Below are 18,559 nucleotides of genomic sequence, written 5' to 3'. Positions count from 1 at the left end.
ATATAGATATTCAATTTTCAATGGACAATACTTGAATCTTTCGATTCAATGGAGCCTAGCGGGATCGAACCGCTGACCTCCTGCGTGCAAAGCAGGCGCTCTCCCAGCTGAGCTAAGGCCCCACAAGACCTCTCAAAACTAAATAAGAAACTCAAGTACATTCCGTTTTTCCTTAGAAAGGAGGTGATCCAGCCGCACCTTCCGATACGGCTACCTTGTTACGACTTCACCCCAATCATCTATCCCACCTTAGGCGGCTGGCTCCAAAAGGTTACCTCACCGACTTCGGGTGTTACAAACTCTCGTGGTGTGACGGGCGGTGTGTACAAGGCCCGGGAACGTATTCACCGCGGCGTGCTGATCCGCGATTACTAGCGATTCCGACTTCATGTAGGCGAGTTGCAGCCTACAATCCGAACTGAGATTGGCTTTAAGAGATTAGCTTGCCGTCACCGACTCGCAACTCGTTGTACCAACCATTGTAGCACGTGTGTAGCCCAGGTCATAAGGGGCATGATGATTTGACGTCATCCCCACCTTCCTCCGGTTTATTACCGGCAGTCTCGCTAGAGTGCCCAACTGAATGATGGCAACTAACAATAGGGGTTGCGCTCGTTGCGGGACTTAACCCAACATCTCACGACACGAGCTGACGACAACCATGCACCACCTGTCACCGATGTACCGAAGTAACTTTCTATCTCTAGAAATAGCATCGGGATGTCAAGACCTGGTAAGGTTCTTCGCGTTGCTTCGAATTAAACCACATGCTCCACCGCTTGTGCGGGCCCCCGTCAATTCCTTTGAGTTTCAACCTTGCGGTCGTACTCCCCAGGCGGAGTGCTTAATGCGTTAGCTGCGGCACTGAATCCCGGAAAGGATCCAACACCTAGCACTCATCGTTTACGGCGTGGACTACCAGGGTATCTAATCCTGTTCGCTCCCCACGCTTTCGAGCCTCAGCGTCAGTTACAGACCAGAGAGCCGCTTTCGCCACCGGTGTTCCTCCATATATCTACGCATTTCACCGCTACACATGGAATTCCACTCTCCCCTTCTGCACTCAAGTTTGACAGTTTCCAAAGCGAACTATGGTTGAGCCACAGCCTTTAACTTCAGACTTATCAAACCGCCTGCGCTCGCTTTACGCCCAATAAATCCGGACAACGCTCGGGACCTACGTATTACCGCGGCTGCTGGCACGTAGTTAGCCGTCCCTTTCTGGTAAGCTACCGTCACAGTGTGAACTTTCCACTCTCACACTCGTTCTTGACTTACAACAGAGCTTTACGATCCGAAAACCTTCTTCACTCACGCGGCGTTGCTCGGTCAGGGTTGCCCCCATTGCCGAAGATTCCCTACTGCTGCCTCCCGTAGGAGTCTGGGCCGTGTCTCAGTCCCAGTGTGGCCGATCACCCTCTCAGGTCGGCTATGTATCGTCGCCTAGGTGAGCCGTTACCTCACCTACTAGCTAATACAACGCAGGTCCATCTTGTAGTGGAGCAATTGCCCCTTTCAAATAAATGACATGTGTCACCCATTGTTATGCGGTATTAGCTATCGTTTCCAATAGTTATCCCCCGCTACAAGGCAGGTTACCTACGCGTTACTCACCCGTTCGCAACTCATTCAAGAAGAGCAAGCTCCTCTCTTCAGCGTTCTACTTGCATGTATTAGGCACGCCGCCAGCGTTCGTCCTGAGCCAGGATCAAACTCTCATTAAAATCTTTAATAATTGTTCGAGCGTTAACTCATTACCGTCGTCTGACGATTTATTCTTGTAAATTGACAGGTTATAATTCTTCTATCATAACCCTGCACTTGGTTTCTTATTCAGTTCTCAAAGGTCTTTGTCTCTCTTGAGACAACTTCTATATTCTAGCAAAGATAGAATATCTTGTCAACACCTTTTTTAAAGTTTTTTTCACTTCTTGGCGTTTGCCGTCCCTTTCGAAACAGCTTATTTATAATATCATCTCTGCTTAAACTTGTCAATAACTTACCGCTATTTTTATTTTATTTTTTACCCCTAATTGTCAAGTCAAGTGCAACAAAGTTGTTACTCTGATTAAGTGAGTATCTTTCAAGCTGTTTGAGTTAGCTCAAACAGCTTTTTTGCAGACTGATAGCCATGAATTCGTATAGGCCTTTTTTCATTGATAGCCTTTGTATAGTCCTCTAAAAGATTCTGATTTAGTTCTTTTAACGAACACCCCTTCGGAATGAACTCTCTTAGTGATCCATTGAAATTCTCATTTGTACCTCGTTCATAAGATGAATAGGCATGTGCAAAATAAACATCTAATCCCTCTATCTTACTCAATGATGAAAATTCGTTTCCATTATCTGCAGTTATGGACTTAATGGGATAAAGTTTCATACACTCTAAGACTGCTTGATTGACATACTCTGCTTTCTTTTCCACGAGTTTCTTTGTGACTGTCGTTCTACCAAGTTCAGAATAGAAGGCGCTCCTATTGTCTTTCCACCCAGAACAGAATCGATTTCCGAATCTCCAAAACGGGAACAATTATTGATTTCTTCTGGCCTTTCTTCAATTGACTTTCCTAGATGTTTATTGGTAGAGGGGCGCTTGGTAATTTTCTTACGGATCCGCACTGCTCTCGGCAAATCAATGACCTTAATCTCTAACAATCCTTGATGAATATAGTTATAGAGCGTCTTGGTTGAAGGAACAACTTTATCTACATGTTGGAGTCTATAGGTATGAACAAAGGTATCCACGCTATGCACCCTTGGTTTCTCTCTCATTGCTTCTGTAAATGCTCTCAGAAAGTCATCCGATACACAATCCAGTTTCAGATAATAGCTGGCTTCTCTAGCATGACGATAACGGTTATGAGCAACATCTGCATAATAGTGGTGGTAATAGACCTTCTGCCCATTTACTTTTTTCACTTGTGTTATGGAACTACGATTAATTTCACGAGTAATAGTAGAGCGATTTCTCCCTAGTCTACGAGTAATCTCAGCAGGTTTGAGTCCTACGCTTAAATAAGCTTCAATTTCCCCTCGCTCAGCTTCAGATAAGTGCTTGTATGATTGATTTGTGGTAGAATAATTAGTGGACATGTTCATCTTCCTTTATACTGTTTTTCGCAACTCTAGTATATCAGATGAACATGTCTTTTTTGTTGCACTTCATTTTACAACAGGGCTAGTTTATTTTTTAGAGACCTTTTTACTGAAAATAGAAAGAAGAGTAGAAAATTCTACTCTTCTTCATCTTTATTTTTGTTTTCCAATCTCTCTTTCACTTCATCAAAAGATAAAGCGTGGTTATCTTCTTCTGAATCTTCAAGAGAATCTACTGGCATCTTACCAGTCTCATAAATTGATTTGATTTGTGCAGCGTCAAGTGTTTCATACTTAAGCAAAGCTTCTGCAATAAGAGCATGTGTGTCTCGGTTTTCATTGATAATTTCGGCTGCTCTGTCGTGTGCCTCAACTAAAAGTGATCGAATTTCTTCGTCAATAAGTTGAGCTGTATGAGCTGAGTAAGACTTGTCTGGCGTAAATTGTCCTGGATTCATCGCATGATTACCTTCATATTGGACTGGTCCAAGTTTTTCGCTCATACCATATTCAGTAACCATTGCACGTGCCAACTGTGTCGCTTGCTCAAAGTCATTTGAAGCACCTGATGTTTGAACGTTGAAAATAATTTCTTCTGCAACACGTCCACCCATAAGACCTGCCAATTGTTCTTTTAGCTCATCTTTAGATGACAACATCTGATCCTCTTTTGGTAGAGAAATCATATAACCACCTGCGCGACCTCGTGGAACAATAGTAACCTTGTGAACATCACGAGCGCTAGAAAGTGTTAAACCAACAATTGTATGACCCGCTTCATGGTAAGCCACAACTTTACGTTCGTGTTCTGAAACTTGGCGGTCTTTCTTAGATGGTCCAGCAATAACACGATCCTCTGCTTCGTCGATATCACTAGCATCAATTCTAGTCTTACTACGTCGTGCAGCAACTAGAGCTGCTTCATTCAAGACATTCTCCAAGTCTGCTCCAACAAAACCTGGAGTTTGTTGAGCAACAACTTTAAGGTCAACATCTTCAGCCAATGGTTTATTCTTGGCATGGACTTTCAAGATAGCCTCTCGGCCTTTTACATCTGGGCGACCAACAAGAACTTTACGGTCAAAACGTCCTGGACGTAGGAGGGCTGGATCAAGAACATCACTACGGTTGGTTGCAGCAATGACAATGATATTCTCATTTCCATCAAAACCATCCATTTCAATCAATAGTTGGTTAAGGGTTTGTTCGCGTTCGTCGTTACCACCGCCCATTCCAGTACCACGACGACGCCCAACCGCATCGATTTCATCAATAAAAATAATAGCACGTTCTGCCTTTTTAGCATCTTCAAACAGACTACGGACACGACTAGCTCCAACACCGACAAACATTTCTACAAAATCAGAACCTGAGATGCTAAAGAATGGTACATCAGCTTCACCAGCCACTGCTTTAGCAAGGAGGGTTTTACCTGTTCCTGGAGGGCCTTCGAGGAGGACTCCTTTAGGAATACGTGCACCCAGAGCTTTATATTTACGTGGATTTTTGAGGAAATCTACTACTTCTACAAGTTCTTCTTTTTCTTCTTCTGCACCGGCTACATCTGTAAAGCGAACTTTAATATTTTCTTTTGACTGGGTTTTAGCACGATTACGGCCAAAGTTCATGGCACCGCGGTTACCACCTTGATTCATCATGAAAAGGAAGAAAATAGCAATCCCAATCAAAGGTAGGTAACTAAAAAGATATGAAATCCAAGCACCACTTGAACTTTCACGTATCATTTTAACATTAACATTAGCTGCTTCTGATGCTGACTGCAATTTCTGCATAGTTGTTTCATTCTGCAGCACAGTCGATGTAAAGCTACGTGTCTCTGATGATGCACTACCTAAAAATGGTAGACTAAGGTCAGTATCAATCTTTTCAGCCTTTTTGTAGCTACCTTTAATTTCAATGATACTACCGTCTGGCTGATAAGTGATAGATTTTACCTTACCATCTTCAATTTTCTTAACCAACTGTGTGTAAGACAATTGTTGACTTGAGCTTTGGCTTCCTCCTGCAAAGTATTGTACTCCGGTTACAACCGCAATAATAACTATGATGTAGAGAAAAGCGTTCCGTAAGAAGCCATTATTATTTTTATTATTCATAAATTAATTAGACCTTTACTTATTTTGTATAAATTTCTTCTTTTAAGACACCGACATAAGGAAGGTTACGGTATTTTTCATCATAGTCTAGTCCGAAACCAACGATAAATTCATTAGGAACATCGTAACATACGTAATCTGCCTCAATATCAACAACACGACCTTCTGGTTTATCAAAAAGAGTTGCGATTTTGACTGAATTGGCTTTACGGTACTTGAACATATCTCGAAGATAAAGGAGCGTACGACCTGTATCAATGATATCTTCAATAAAGATGATGTCTCGTCCTTCAACATTAGTATCAACATCTTTAAGAATCTTTACTTCACCACTGCTGACAGTTCCGCCACCATAACTTGAAACGACCATAAAGTCCATCTCAATATGGGTGTCGATATGTTTGATAAGTTCTGCCATAAATGGAACAGCACCTTTTAAAACACCGACTAAAAGGGGATTTTTTCCTGCATAATCCTTTGTCAGTTGTTGACCTAGCTCTTTAGTTTTAGTTACGATATCCTCTTGGGAAAAGAGGATTTTTTTAATGTCTTTCTCTAACATTTGGTTTCCCTTTCTCGAAGTCAATATTCTCTTATTATAACACTTTTACTTCAATCGTCGTTATTTAAACATGGCATTTGATTAGAAATTCTTATAAATCACCACAGTGCCATAAAGTATAGCATTTTCGGGCTTTTTTTTCAAATAGAGACGCCCGGAGACATAAAGAAAGATAATCTGACCATCTTGTTCTCCTATAATAGCTTTTTGTCGCTCCTTATATGAAATTTTATTGTCTATGAATAATCGTCTTATTTTTTTGTGGTGAGTACCCAAGTCAATCATATCACCTTCATGTCTATGACGAATCAGTATCGGGGCATCTGACCAAATATTAATAGTATTCACGTTAGAAACAATATATGGTTCAGAAAAAATTAATGTGTGTTCCTCAAACACAATAGATTTTCCAAATTCTAGGAGACTTGGAGGAGATAGGAGGATAGACTCTTCTTTGGTTATTAAAAAATCCGTCTGTGTTTTGACTAACACGTAACCATTTTTTAGTGGCATTTTTCCTGAAGTTTTTTTTCTTAGGTAACTCATCAATTGATTGAACTGACCTTTTGAAAGCTGTAAATCAGGAAAGGATTCTAAATAACTCTGAATAAGAAGGTATTGGACAGCATCTGTCTGTTGTTGAAAAACAGACAAATCGGTTATAGTAATATCCTTCGTTAACTCCTCTAATGCTTTTCCCATAAGGGCAATCTCATCTGCTAGAAGACAAAGATGCTCCTTAAATTTAGGATTTTCCTGAGATAGAGTAGGGATATAGGTCAGTCTAATGCGATTTCGGAGATAGGCTAAAGAAGAATTACTCTTATCTTCAAAATGAAAGGTTATGGGAAGTTGCGCTTTCGGAATATGCAAAAAAGGACGAATAATCTGACCAGTGCCAAATGATCTTACATCACAAATCCCACTCAGATGTCTTAAACGACTTCCTCTCAAGAGTCTCATAAAAATCGTCTCGGCCTGATCATCAGCATGATGGGCCGTGACAAGAGCAGAGTAGTCAGCTTCTTTCATAATCTGCTTAAAAAAATCATAGCGAAAAGTACGGGCGGCATTTTCTGAAAACTTTCCTGAGAATGCGCTATAGTGAAAAGGTATCTTATGTTCCTTTGCCCAATGACGTAAATAATCTTCTTCGTACTCCGATTCTTGCCGTTGCTTATGGTTAACGTGAGCAATGCCCAGCTGAATATCCAAATCTTTTTGATGGTTATACAAAAAGTGCAACAAACTCATCGAGTCTGCTCCACCTGATACTGCTACTAAAATTTTCTTGTGTTGGTTAAAATAACCTTTTGCTTGTATCATTTGCAACAATTTTTCTGTCATTATTTTAAAATTCCATAAACATCATCTGCAATTGAGGTGATTTTGTCATAGCCTTCTTTATCCGTAAAAATCGATAGAATAAAGGGAGAATCTGTATAGACAATAGCGACATCATGTTTAAAGTCGTAGGCATCCCCTATTTTATGCGCAACAGGGACATCAATATTTTTTGAAATACGTTCGCCATCATAGTCTGTACTTGAAAGATAATTAATAATATCCCCATTTTGCCTATAAACAGCCTCCATCAAAGTACCTGCTGCTTTGGCAGTCAACTCTTTTTTATCCATATTCCAAGAGGTTGCTGCAGCTTTATCTACTGATTTTTGGAAGGCTTTATCATACTGATTGGCTGCATAATAACCTAAGATATTTGTCGCCACATTATCTGAATTTTGAGCTACAGCCTTTAACAAGTTTTCCAAGCTATAATTCTTGTCATCAGGCATCTTACTAATCTTTCCTGAGCCATCTGGATCATAAGCACCTGGAAAACCATTCACAGCAGAGGTATATTGATACTCATCTGATAATGATAATTTCTTTTGAGACAGACGTTCCTGTGCATAATAGAGTACACCTAGCTTGGCTACACTAGCTGCATACATGCTTTTTTCGTCATTGATAGCTGCTATACGGTCTGTATCAAGCTGCTTAACATAAACTGAGATGCTCTCTTGATTGTTATACTTCTCGTTTAGTACTTTTTGAACAGCCTCGATGCGATTATCAGTAGTTGACAAGTCAGAGGCATTGATCCAACCTTCTCCATCTGCAAAATAATAAGTACCAGCATGCGTCTGGGCAGCTCGGCTAACCTTTATCGGTTTGAAACTAGCTAGTTTAGAGTCAGCTTTGTCAGTACCTGAAACGTAGGGTTCTTTGTAAACTGTTAAGCCATCTTTAGTCCATAAGGTCATGTCTACTGGTTTTTGATCATAGACACTATCATCAATAATTGATTTCTGACTAGCTGCTACATAATCACCATCTTGAAGTTGGAAAACAGGTTCACCTTTAGCATTCCAAGAAATAGCAGAAATTGATAGTTTGGTATCTGCTTGAATATTGGTCTTAAAATCTGTTAATTCCTTGTTCTTATAAGTTAAGATACTTGTTACTGTTCGTGGATTTTTAGGAATCTGTTTAAACTGACTCAGACTAACTGTAGTATTTTGAGCCAACTTTTGAACCTGTTTTGAGGTCAGAGTTAGCTCTTTCTCCATAGGAAGTAGGATTAAAGGGCTGGAAGAAACAAGCACAGCAGTTGCAGCTATTAAGAGCTTTTTCATGCTTGTTTCTTCACCTCCTCCTTCCTCTGTACATCCGTTTTAAGTTGCTGATTTTTTTCTGATAGTTCCTCTAACTTGGCTTCCGAATAGGTTAAAAAAGTTTCTACAGTTTTAAGTAAATCTTTCATTAGGGTAATAAGCTTGGTACAGGATAGATAGACTCTCCTTCACGTGAATAGTAATACTTAGCACGCGCATATTTCTCAGCGAAAGTATCATCCTTAAGTTTTTTAGCCAAATCCTTTCGTTCCTTTGTCTGATCTGACAATTTATCATAGTCTTTCTGGAATGACAAGACTTCCTTCTCTTGCTGTTTAATATTCATATAAGTTTCAACTAGATTATACGTTGGCAAGATAAAGAGTAAAACAACCACAAAGAGAATCCACCCCATGAAGCGATTTCTTTGTTCATGTTCGGCACGCTCTAATCGTTGCTCTTGATTGGCATTATCAATGTAATCGTTCGTAAGCTGTACAATATTAGGCTTCTTGCTCATCTGCTTCAATCCTTGTTTCACTTATAATCTCGTACATTTTTGCCGCATCTTCTTTTTTCGTACTATCTTTCATTTCTAGAACACGGACTGTCAATAGTTTATTTCCAAAACGAACTTCCACTTGGTCACCAATTTTTAAATCTGTAGATGACTTAGCGAGTACACCATTTACTTTAATACGTCCTTTATCAGCTACTTCTTTAGCCACTGGACGACGTTTGATAATTCGTGATACTTTTAAATATTTGTCTAATCTCAATATTACTGTTTCCTTTTCGTTAGGATATCTCTTCTATGATAGCATTTTTTTTAGAAAATAGGTGACTAAAGCCTTTTCAAACACAAAAATAAGAGGAGCGACACTAGTCGACCCTCTCAGGAGATTTATGAAAAAGAAAAGTTTTAGGATGTTTTATAGTATATAGAGACTTACTTAAACTTTCCTTAAGCTTCTTTTTTTTCTTTACGTTTTTTAATTTCCATAAATGTCTGACCAAAAATCTTTAATTCTTCAAGGATTTCATAGTCTTTCTTGTTACGAACATCAAAAATAATCTCTACTTTCCCCTGGTTATCACTGATTTTTGCTTTTAAATGCGTTTTAGAGATGGCTTCGAAATAGTCTTGAGTCAAGAAGAATTTAAGAGAGGATTTTTCGAAACGAACAGTGATAGTATCGTTCTTACGCTCAACTAATTCTGCAAAGGCAGCATCTAAATATGCCTTAACCAGACCAATCTCAATGAGATAGGCAACTTGGTCTGGATATTCTCCAAAACGGTCAATAATCTCATCCTGAAGGTCCTGATAGTCTTTCTGATTCTCGATTTCACGAATACGCTTATAAATTTCAATTTTTTGGCGCTCGTCAGAAATGTAGTCATAAGGGAGGTAAGCATCAATCTGAAGATTGAACTCTGCATTTCCTTTTCGACGAACCTGAGTTTTACCTTGACGCTTATTGATAGCCTCTTCCAATAGTTGCGAGTACATTTCAAATCCGACTGAGTCAATGAAACCGCTTTGAGAAGAACCGAGAATATTCCCTGCACCGCGAATCGATAAATCACGCATAGCAATTTTGAAACCTGATCCCAGTTCTGTAAACCCCTTAATAGCATCCAAACGCTTCTCTGAGACTTCTGTCAACACTTTGTCAGGACGATACATGAGGTAGGCATAAGCAATTCGATTACTACGTCCCACGCGACCTCTTAGCTGATAAAGAGTAGACAAGCCCATATGATCTGCATTCTCAATGAAAAGTGTATTAACATTGGAGATATCAATTCCTGTTTCGATAATGGTCGTTGCTACCAAAACATCGTAATCGCCATTCAAAAAATCCAAGAGGGTATTCTCCAACATAACCTCACTCATCTGACCATGAACAAATCCGATACGTGCTTCAGGGACTATCTCATGCAGTTCAGAAACTTTTTGATCAATGGTTTCAACACGATTATAAATATAAAAAATCTGGCCACCTCGGTCCATCTCCCTTAATATCGCTTCTCGAATAAGACCAGGATTGGTTTCCATAACATAAGTTTGAACTGGATAACGGTTGGTAGGTGCTGTCTCAATAATCGACAAATCACGAATACCCAACATAGACATATGGAGTGTACGAGGAATAGGGGTCGCAGTTAGAGTAAGGACATCAACTTTAGCTTTCAACTCCTTAAGTTTCTCTTTATGCTTCACGCCAAAACGTTGTTCTTCATCAATTACTAGCAAGCCTAAATCAGAAAACTTAACATCTTTAGACAACAAGCGGTGGGTACCAATAATAATATCAATACGTCCTTTAGCTAGATTTTCAATAGTCTCATTTTGCTCTTTTTTACTTCTAAAACGACTGAGTTCATCTACTTCAACGGCATGATTTTCAAAACGCTCTTTAAAATTCAAATAATGCTGATGGGCAAGAACTGTTGTAGGCACTAGGATAGCAACTTGCTTTCCATCATTAACCGCCTTGAAAGCAGCACGCATGGCTACCTCTGTCTTACCAAAACCAACATCACCAACCAAGAGACGATCCATAGGCTTGTCTGACTCCATGTCTGCCTTAATTTCCTTGATAGAACGCAATTGATCTTCTGTCTCAGCATAGGCGAAATCATCTTCGAAATCTCTTTGATTATCATCATCTGGTGAAAATGCAAAACCTTTAAGTTGACTACGCTCTGCATAGAGTTTTAGGAGGTCATCAGCAATATCCTCTACTTGCTTACTTACTTTTTGTTTAGTCTTTTGGAAACGCCCATCATTGAGTTTATTAATTTTGGGCTCTTTCCCGTCCGCTGATACATACTTAGAGAGACTCTCAATCTGCTCAACAGGTAGAGAAATTGTTGCAGCATCCTGATATTGGATGGTCAAGTAGTCACGATGCACCCCTTTAATCTCAATAGTCTCGATACCTTTAAATTGCCCGATACCATGAGTCTGATGTACAACATAATCACCTTTTTCAAGCTCATTGTAATCTTTTAGACGCTCAGCATTGGAAACGTGACTGGCACGCGCACGACGTTTTACTTTTTTATGGAAAATCTCACGTTCAGTGACCAGAACAAGCTTTTCATCAGCAAAGTAAAAACCATTGGATAAGTTTCCTAGAACTAATTGAGGCTTATAAGGAATCAAATCTCCAAACCTACTAAGAGGTAAATCTAAATCATATTCTTCCAAGGTTTCCTTCAAAGATTTGAGTTGCTTTTCAGACCCCACTTGTAAAATAACCGTTGCCTTATTCTTAGTATAACGATGAATTTCGTCAACCAGTAGCGGAAATTGGTTGAAAAACTCCTGCATAGGGTATTGAGTGAATTGATACAACTTATCAAATTTAAGATTTCCTAATCCCTTATGAAAATTAGAAAAGAAGCTAGCTGGCTGATAGTTACGTAAAGTCTTAAATGAATCCACGAAGTAGTTTAGATAACTCAGAGACTTGCCCTGATGAAGATCCTCAGTTAAAAGATTAGCTACTTCTAATTCAAGACGTCCGTGGCGGTCCACTATCTTTTGAAAATCATCAACGAATACAGGAGTCCCCTTTGGAAGATAGTCAAACAAGGTATAAGCTTTGTCATAAAAGAGAGACAAAAACTTACGTAAATCTTTATGACGGTAACCATCAATCGTCACTGATAGAACTTCCTCAAGATAAGCCTTATGAGGACCCTCTGCTTTTGAAACTGCACTTTCTAGGGCCTTCTCAGCACGTTGGTAATCTTCTCTTGTTAAGATAATATCATCCGCCGGTGATATAACAACATGATCTAAATTGTTTAAAGATTTCTGACTATCGCTATCAAACTGACGAATACCATCAATCTCGTCTCCAAAAAATTCTAAACGGTAAGGGAGTTCTGCAGTCAGTTCATAAATATCTAAAATATCGCCTCTACGACTGAACTCACCAGGTGAGAGAACCTGCTCTACCCTTTGGTATCCAATATGAGTCAGATGCTTACTGAGAGCCTCTAAATCATGTTCCTCCCCTAGTGTTAAGTCAATACGGGAGTCTTTATAAACCTCAGGATTAGGCAAATGTAACTTAGTACCAACTAAACTCGTAACTAAGATTCCACTTGTCTCTTTATCTATTAAAAAATTAAGACTTTCGAGACGAGAATGGGTCTTTTCTGGAGAAGCGAAGATAAACTCTGCAGCTGATACATCATCCGCAAAAAAAGAATAAACCTTATCCTCTCCTAAGATAGCTGACAAATCTCCTGTCAGTTGCTCAGCTTCATTTTGTGTTGAAGTAACTATTAAAATCTTAGGAACCTGCTCAGAAAGAGCAGATGCCATGACAACTGCCTTGCTGGAACCAGAAAATCCCATGACCAACTGCCTACTCAATAAACTTATCTTATCACGCCACTCAAGCAATTGATGATTCTTCTCAAAAAGATCTAATAGGGTATTAGCCATTATAACGCCTCATGGTATCTTCGAAATCATTTGTTTTAAGGTAATGATTGAGGGCCGTCTCTACCTTGTCTAAAGTCAGTAAAATTGTGGCATAATCGTCTTCACTAAATTTTCCAAGGACATGATTAACGACCGTCATTCCTTTCTGTGGGCGGCCAATACCAATTTTTATACGGTCAAATTCTTGAGTGCCAGTTTCAGCAATGATAGATTTAATACCATTATGACCACCTGCTGAGCCTTTTTGACGAAAGCGCAATTTCCCAACTTCCATATCTAAATCATCGTAAATGACGATAAAATCCTCCATGGGAATATTGTAATAAGCTAGCAGTGCTCTCACAGCCAGACCAGATAGATTCATAAAAGTTGTTGGTTTAACAAAATAAACTTTCTCACCGTTTAAAAAGGTTGAAGCTACTTCAGCCTTAAAAGTCTTTTCCTCAGAAAAGGTTAATCCTAATTTTTTAGCTATTAGGTCGATAGCCATAAAACCAACATTGTGACGTGTTTCATGGTATTTTGAACCAGGATTTCCCAAGCCAACTACTAATTTTGTCATTATTTCTCCTCTTTGATAAACAGCAAAAGGACTGAAAAATACTTTTCAGCCTTGTGCACTATTTTTTATTTTCTAAACGTTGAAACGGAATTCCATGATGTCACCATCTTGGACAACATACTCTTTTCCTTCTTCTCGAAGGCGTCCAGCTTCTTTAACAGCTTTCTCAGAGCCATATTTAATCAAATCGTCATACGACATTGTTACAGCGCGAATAAATCCTTTCTCGAAGTCAGAGTGGATAATTCCAGCTGCTTGTGGAGCCTTGATCCCTCGTTTAAAGGTCCAAGCGCGGACCTCTTTTTCACCGGCAGTGAAATAAGTTCCAAGACCAAGCAAATGATATGCTGCGCGTGTTAGTTTATCGACTCCTGACTCTGTCAAACCAAGATCTTCCAAGAACATCTCCTTATCTTCATCATCCAACTCAGAAATTTCTTCCTCAACACGAGCCGAAATAACAACTACTTCTGCATTTTCAGTCGCTGCAAACTCGCGAATTTGCTTCACATAATCAATATCATCAGGATTTGCAACCTGGTCTTCATCAACGTTAGCCACATAAAGCACTGGTTTTGTTGTCAAGAGGAAAAGTCCCTTAACAATTTTTTGTTCTTCCTCAGTAAAATCAATTGTACGGGCAGACTTACCATCTTCTAGAACGGGTTTAATCTTTTGAAGAATATTAAACTCTGCCACAGAATCTTTATCTTTTTGTGTACGCGCAATTTTTTCGACACGCGCATAACGTTTGTTAATTGATTCAAGGTCAGCCAAAATCAATTCTAGGTTGATTGTATCGATATCAGCCATCGGATCTACAAAGGCATCCTCACGCCCTTGTTCACGCATAACATTTTCATCATCGAAAGCACGAACGACATGAACAATAGCATCTACTTCACGAATGTTCGCCAAGAACTTATTTCCAAGACCTTCACCCTTTGATGCTCCTTTTACGATACCCGCAATATCTGTGAACTCAAAGGTAGTTGGAACTGTCTTTTTAGGTGTGATAAGTTCAGTCAATTTTGTCAAACGTTCATCTGGTACTTCAACCATACCAACATTTGGATCAATTGTTGCGAAAGGATAGTTTGCAGCTTCCGCACCTGCTTTTGTAATTGCATTGAAAAGAGTTGATTTACCAACATTCGGCAAACCAACAATACCTGCTGTTAAAGCCATTAATTTATTTCTCCATTAAAAAGTAATTTAGTTAATTATAACACAAAAATTGTTAAAAATAGGCAACTTTCCTTTGAGAATCAGAAAAAGGAAAGTAAGAAAAAATGCTATAAGGAGAACGATTAGGGGCCCTAGATACTTTTTATTTTGCCAGAGTGTTATAGCTTTCTAATATAAGAATCTAGTAGTAAGTGACGTTCATAATAGCTGTTATAAAACTTTCTTAAGTTTCTTTTCGAAATCATGACGACCCATCATAACTACATGATCACAATTCGTACAACGAATCTTAATGTCAGCTCCAAGACGGGTCACTTCCCATTCGTTAGCTTTTTTTCCTGTTGCTTTGATGGTACAAGCATGTGGTTTTTTCATTTCAACTAAACTTCCAATTTGGTACATAAACTTCCTCCCTAGTAAAAAAGTTATCCACAGTGGATAACTTTTTCGATATCAGCCATCGGATCTACAAAGGCATCCTCACGCCCTTGTTCACGCATAACATTTTCATCATCGAAAGCACGAACGACATGAACAATAGCATCTACTTCACGAATGTTCGCCAAGAACTTATTTCCAAGACCTTCACCCTTTGATGCTCCTTTTACGATACCCGCAATATCTGTGAACTCAAAGGTAGTTGGAACTGTCTTTTTAGGTGTGATAAGTTCAGTCAATTTTGTCAAACGTTCATCTGGTACTTCAACCATACCAACATTTGGATCAATTGTTGCGAAAGGATAGTTTGCAGCTTCCGCACCTGCTTTTGTAATTGCATTGAAAAGAGTTGATTTACCAACATTCGGCAAACCAACAATACCTGCTGTTAAAGCCATTAATTTATTTCTCCATTAAAAAGTAATTTAGTTAATTATAACACAAAAATTGTTAAAAATAGGCAACTTTCCTTTGAGAATCAGAAAAAGGAAAGTAAGAAAAAATGCTATAAGGAGAACGATTAGGGGCCCTAGATACTTTTTATTTTGCCAGAGTGTTATAGCTTTCTAATATAAGAATCTAGTAGTAAGTGACGTTCATAATAGCTGTTATAAAACTTTCTTAAGTTTCTTTTCGAAATCATGACGACCCATCATAACTACATGATCACAATTCGTACAACGAATCTTAATGTCAGCTCCAAGACGGGTCACTTCCCATTCGTTAGCTTTTTTTCCTGTTGCTTTGATGGTACAAGCATGTGGTTTTTTCATTTCAACTAAACTTCCAATTTGGTACATAAACTTCCTCCCTAGTAAAAAAGTTATCCACAGTGGATAACTTTTTCGATTTTAGTTTGTTCTTACAGGTGTAATCAATTGAATAAAATTCTCACTGTCATCTGCTGGCGTCAAAGTAAATGGACGCACTGGTGAAATGAAACGTACACGGACAGTCTCACTCTTAAGAGCTTTCAAAGCATCTATTAGGTAGGTTGGATTGAAACTAATGACCAAATCACTTCCTGAAACGTCTTGCACATCAATATCTTCATTCACCTTTCCGACTTCAGGTGAATTAACATGAGCACTAACATTACCATTGATGATTTCGAGTTTCACCGTGCCACTTTGACTTGAATTTGAAATCAAATAGGAACGTTCCATAGCAGAACGAAGGCTAGCTGTCTCAAACACAACCTCTGTTTCAAATGAATCTGACAAGAGACGATTAGTATCTGGATAATTTCCTTCTAGTAGACGTGTGTAAAAAGAGATTGTCTCACTACGGAATAGAATTTGATTTGCGGAGAAGAAAATTTCCAAATTTTCAATACCATCACTAAAGACTGCTGATAACTCTTTAAGTGATCGGCTTGGGATTACTACATCAAAATTATCTGAAGAATGTTCCAAAACAAGTTGACGTTGACTCATACGATGAGAATCAGTGGCAACAGCTTTAAGATCTTTGTGATTTGAAAGAACAAAGTGAACTCCAGTTAAAATTGGACGACTTTCTTGCGTGCTTGCTGCAAATGACGTTTCAGCAATGATAGATTTTAACACTTTAGTGTCCATAACTAGTGGTGTCAAGCTGTCAACTTCTTGAATACGAGGATATTGTTCAACATCCTTTCCTTTTAGAGTAATCTCTGATTTACCACTCTTTAGCAATACTTGGTATTGTTCTATTTCTTCAAATGTAAGAGTAACATCAGGTAAGCTTGAGACAACGTTGATGAAAAAGTTCGCTTCTAAAAGGATACTACCTGGTCGTGTAATTAATAGACCTGCATTTTCTTCTGAAGCAGAGATACTATTCTCTATTGAGATTTGTCCATTTGAACCTGTTAAATAGATACTATCACTAGTAACTTCGATTTTTATAGTTGATAGAATGGGAATAGCATTTTTTGAAGAAATAGCACGTCGAGTTGTATGAAGGGCTTGTAGGAAATAAGCTTTATTAATCGCAAATTGAATCATGATGCTCCTTTATTTTATTAATATTATGTTAGTAGCAGTAGTAGGTCTTGTGGATATTGTGCATAAGTATCTAAATCATAGTTTTATCAAGATTTTAGACTTGTGCACATCTTGTGGAAAAGTGTGTATAATTTTTAGTAGTTATCCACAGGTGTTATTTTATCTTGTTTTTGATGGTATCAATTTCAATGCGTAAACTGTCATCTTGAGCAAGCATATTTTTGATTTTATTGTAAGCATGTAGAACAGTTGAGTGATCTCTTCCTCCAAATTCTTTTCCAATTTTTGGGAGGGAGTTATCAGTCATTTCACGCGCAAGATACATAGCAACCTGACGAGCTAAGACAATATTTTGTGTTCGCTTAGTTGCCTTAATCTCTTTAACCGTGACATTATAAAATTTCCCAACCTCACTTTGGATGTCTTCAATCGGAATGAGCGTTAACTTAGGGCCATCTATTTTACGTGCACGAATAGCTTCGGCAGCTACTTCAACTGTGATCGTATCTAACTGGCGGACATTTGCAACTAAGCTAATATCTTTCAAAGCTCCCTCTAAGTCGCGGACATTTGAGTCGAATTGGCCAGCTAAATACTCAATTGTTTCAGGTGGAAAATGGTAATCATAGTCCATAATCTTATTGGTAAGAATAGCAACTCGGGTTTCAAAGTCAGGCGGTGTAATATTTACAGTCAAGCCCCATTTGAAGCGCGTGACAAGACGCTCTTCCATTTCATTCAATTGATCTGGATTTCGGTCGCTAGTCAAGACAATTTGTTTATTATTATCGTGAAGGACATTGAAAGTATTGAAAAATTCCTCTTGAGTGGCTTGCGTAGACTTTTTAGCCAACGATTGTATATCATCAATTAAAAGCACGTCTAGATGGCGGTATTTGAGCTTTAGTTCATCCATTTTATCTAAACGGATATGTAAAACAAACTCGTTAATAAAATTTTCGGCAGTTATGTATTTGATTCGTGCTTGGGGATTATCATGTAAGACCTTATTACCAATGGCATTGAGCAAGTGAGTTTTTCCGAGACCAGGTCCCCCATAAATGAATAAAGGGTTATAAGTCGCTCCTGGTGAATCAGCTACAGCTAGAGAGGCTGCTACAGACCAGCGGTTTTCATCTCCTTGAATAAAATTATCAAAGGTATACTTACTATTTAAGTCCGAGTTCAAAGTGGGAAGAGCAGGTGTTTGTTGTTCCCTTTTATTGCTGAAGTCATTGCTTGATAAAGTTGGTTTTATTTCGCTAACGAGAGCCTCGTCAAAGACATATTCAACTTTTATTTCACTATTGTAGACTTCAAATCCAGTCATCAAAATGAAAGATTGCATGTTCTTTTCCCAGAACAGTTTCTTGACTTCTTCAAGCAGAATTGTAGCAACGTTATCTTGAATTTTGATGAGCTTGGTATCTAGGACATAATAATCAAAAGTAGCTTGTGTTAGTTCCTCTTTGGCCAGCTCTAAGAGCTTATTCCAAAAAAAATGCTCTTTTTCGGTCAT

At 38.7% G+C, this 18,559-nt stretch carries 14 protein-coding genes, 1 tRNA gene, 1 rRNA gene and 2 pseudogenes; all 18 read right to left on the bottom strand.

All coding sequences use genetic code 11. From position 1 onward, the window contains the following. Nucleotides 1-49: 49 nt before the first annotated feature. The 18 genes and pseudogenes from EL076_RS00090 to dnaA all read right to left on the bottom strand — a co-directional run bounded on the left by EL076_RS00090 (nucleotide 50) and on the right by dnaA (nucleotide 18,559). Nucleotides 50-122 (bottom strand) — tRNA-Ala (locus EL076_RS00090). A gap of 54 nt (nucleotides 123-176) precedes the next feature. Beyond that, nucleotides 177-1,724, bottom strand: a 16S ribosomal RNA gene (locus EL076_RS00085). Between the two features lie 359 nt (nucleotides 1,725-2,083). Continuing rightward, nucleotides 2,084-3,093, bottom strand: a pseudogene (locus EL076_RS00080) (IS30 family transposase). Nucleotides 3,094-3,233: 140 nt separating this feature from the next. Next, the gene (gene ftsH, locus EL076_RS00075) at nucleotides 3,234-5,213 is read right to left on the bottom strand and encodes an ATP-dependent zinc metalloprotease FtsH (protein WP_003095700.1); all 1,980 of its coding nucleotides are present in this window, start codon (nucleotides 5,211-5,213) and stop codon (nucleotides 3,234-3,236) included. A 19-nt stretch (nucleotides 5,214-5,232) separates the two neighbouring features. Next, nucleotides 5,233-5,775 (bottom strand): hypoxanthine phosphoribosyltransferase, encoded by a 543-nt coding sequence (hpt, locus tag EL076_RS00070; RefSeq protein WP_003095247.1) that lies wholly within the window; start codon nucleotides 5,773-5,775, stop codon nucleotides 5,233-5,235. Between the two features lie 81 nt (nucleotides 5,776-5,856). After that, complete coding sequence (gene tilS, locus EL076_RS00065; RefSeq protein WP_126428859.1) at nucleotides 5,857-7,122, bottom strand: tRNA lysidine(34) synthetase TilS; 1,266 nt, start codon at nucleotides 7,120-7,122, stop codon at nucleotides 5,857-5,859. Next, nucleotides 7,122-8,414, bottom strand: coding sequence for a serine hydrolase (locus EL076_RS00060; protein WP_117648667.1), 1,293 nt, complete (start codon nucleotides 8,412-8,414; stop codon nucleotides 7,122-7,124). The genes tilS and EL076_RS00060 overlap by 1 nt, the downstream gene beginning before the upstream one ends. After that, nucleotides 8,411-8,542 (bottom strand): SP_0009 family protein, encoded by a 132-nt coding sequence (locus tag EL076_RS00055; protein WP_117648668.1) that lies wholly within the window; start codon nucleotides 8,540-8,542, stop codon nucleotides 8,411-8,413. The genes EL076_RS00060 and EL076_RS00055 overlap by 4 nt, the downstream gene beginning before the upstream one ends. Further along, nucleotides 8,542-8,913: an FtsB family cell division protein gene (locus EL076_RS00050; RefSeq protein ID WP_039976651.1), complete on the bottom strand. Its 372-nt coding sequence runs from the start codon at nucleotides 8,911-8,913 to the stop codon at nucleotides 8,542-8,544. Before EL076_RS00050 ends, EL076_RS00055 begins: the two co-directional genes overlap by 1 nt. Continuing rightward, complete coding sequence (locus EL076_RS00045; protein ID WP_002883975.1) at nucleotides 8,897-9,172, bottom strand: RNA-binding S4 domain-containing protein; 276 nt, start codon at nucleotides 9,170-9,172, stop codon at nucleotides 8,897-8,899. Before EL076_RS00045 ends, EL076_RS00050 begins: the two co-directional genes overlap by 17 nt. A 185-nt stretch (nucleotides 9,173-9,357) precedes the next feature. Beyond that, a complete protein-coding gene (gene mfd, locus EL076_RS00040; RefSeq protein ID WP_126428857.1) occupies nucleotides 9,358-12,864 on the bottom strand; it encodes a transcription-repair coupling factor in 3,507 nt (1,168 codons plus the stop codon). Beyond that, the gene (pth, locus tag EL076_RS00035; RefSeq protein ID WP_003095239.1) at nucleotides 12,857-13,426 is read right to left on the bottom strand and encodes an aminoacyl-tRNA hydrolase; all 570 of its coding nucleotides are present in this window, start codon (nucleotides 13,424-13,426) and stop codon (nucleotides 12,857-12,859) included. Before pth ends, mfd begins: the two co-directional genes overlap by 8 nt. Nucleotides 13,427-13,498: 72 nt before the next feature. After that, nucleotides 13,499-14,614 carry a redox-regulated ATPase YchF gene (gene ychF, locus EL076_RS00030; RefSeq protein WP_002883967.1) on the bottom strand — a complete coding sequence of 372 codons (1,116 nt, stop codon included), beginning with the start codon at nucleotides 14,612-14,614 and terminating at the stop codon, nucleotides 13,499-13,501. 210 nt (nucleotides 14,615-14,824) lie between these two features. Continuing rightward, on the bottom strand, nucleotides 14,825-15,016 hold the full coding sequence (locus tag EL076_RS00025) for a DUF951 domain-containing protein (protein WP_003095294.1): 192 nt from the start codon (nucleotides 15,014-15,016) through the stop codon (nucleotides 14,825-14,827). Between the two features lie 38 nt (nucleotides 15,017-15,054). Next, a pseudogene (locus EL076_RS00020) lies at nucleotides 15,055-15,450 on the bottom strand (GTPase); the annotation flags it as partial. Between the two features lie 210 nt (nucleotides 15,451-15,660). Continuing rightward, nucleotides 15,661-15,852 (bottom strand): DUF951 domain-containing protein, encoded by a 192-nt coding sequence (locus EL076_RS00015; protein WP_003095294.1) that lies wholly within the window; start codon nucleotides 15,850-15,852, stop codon nucleotides 15,661-15,663. A gap of 51 nt (nucleotides 15,853-15,903) precedes the next feature. Continuing rightward, nucleotides 15,904-17,040 carry a DNA polymerase III subunit beta gene (gene dnaN / locus EL076_RS00010; protein ID WP_003095281.1) on the bottom strand — a complete coding sequence of 379 codons (1,137 nt, stop codon included), beginning with the start codon at nucleotides 17,038-17,040 and terminating at the stop codon, nucleotides 15,904-15,906. A gap of 154 nt (nucleotides 17,041-17,194) precedes the next feature. Then, nucleotides 17,195-18,559, bottom strand: coding sequence for a chromosomal replication initiator protein DnaA (gene dnaA / locus EL076_RS00005; protein WP_003095243.1), 1,365 nt, complete (start codon nucleotides 18,557-18,559; stop codon nucleotides 17,195-17,197).

Origin of the sequence: Streptococcus vestibularis (assembly GCF_900636445.1) — a bacterium.
GTDB classification, from domain to species: domain Bacteria; phylum Bacillota; class Bacilli; order Lactobacillales; family Streptococcaceae; genus Streptococcus; species Streptococcus vestibularis.
Note: the sequence above shows the minus strand (reverse complement) of the source record. Positions and strands in the feature narration are given on the sequence as shown.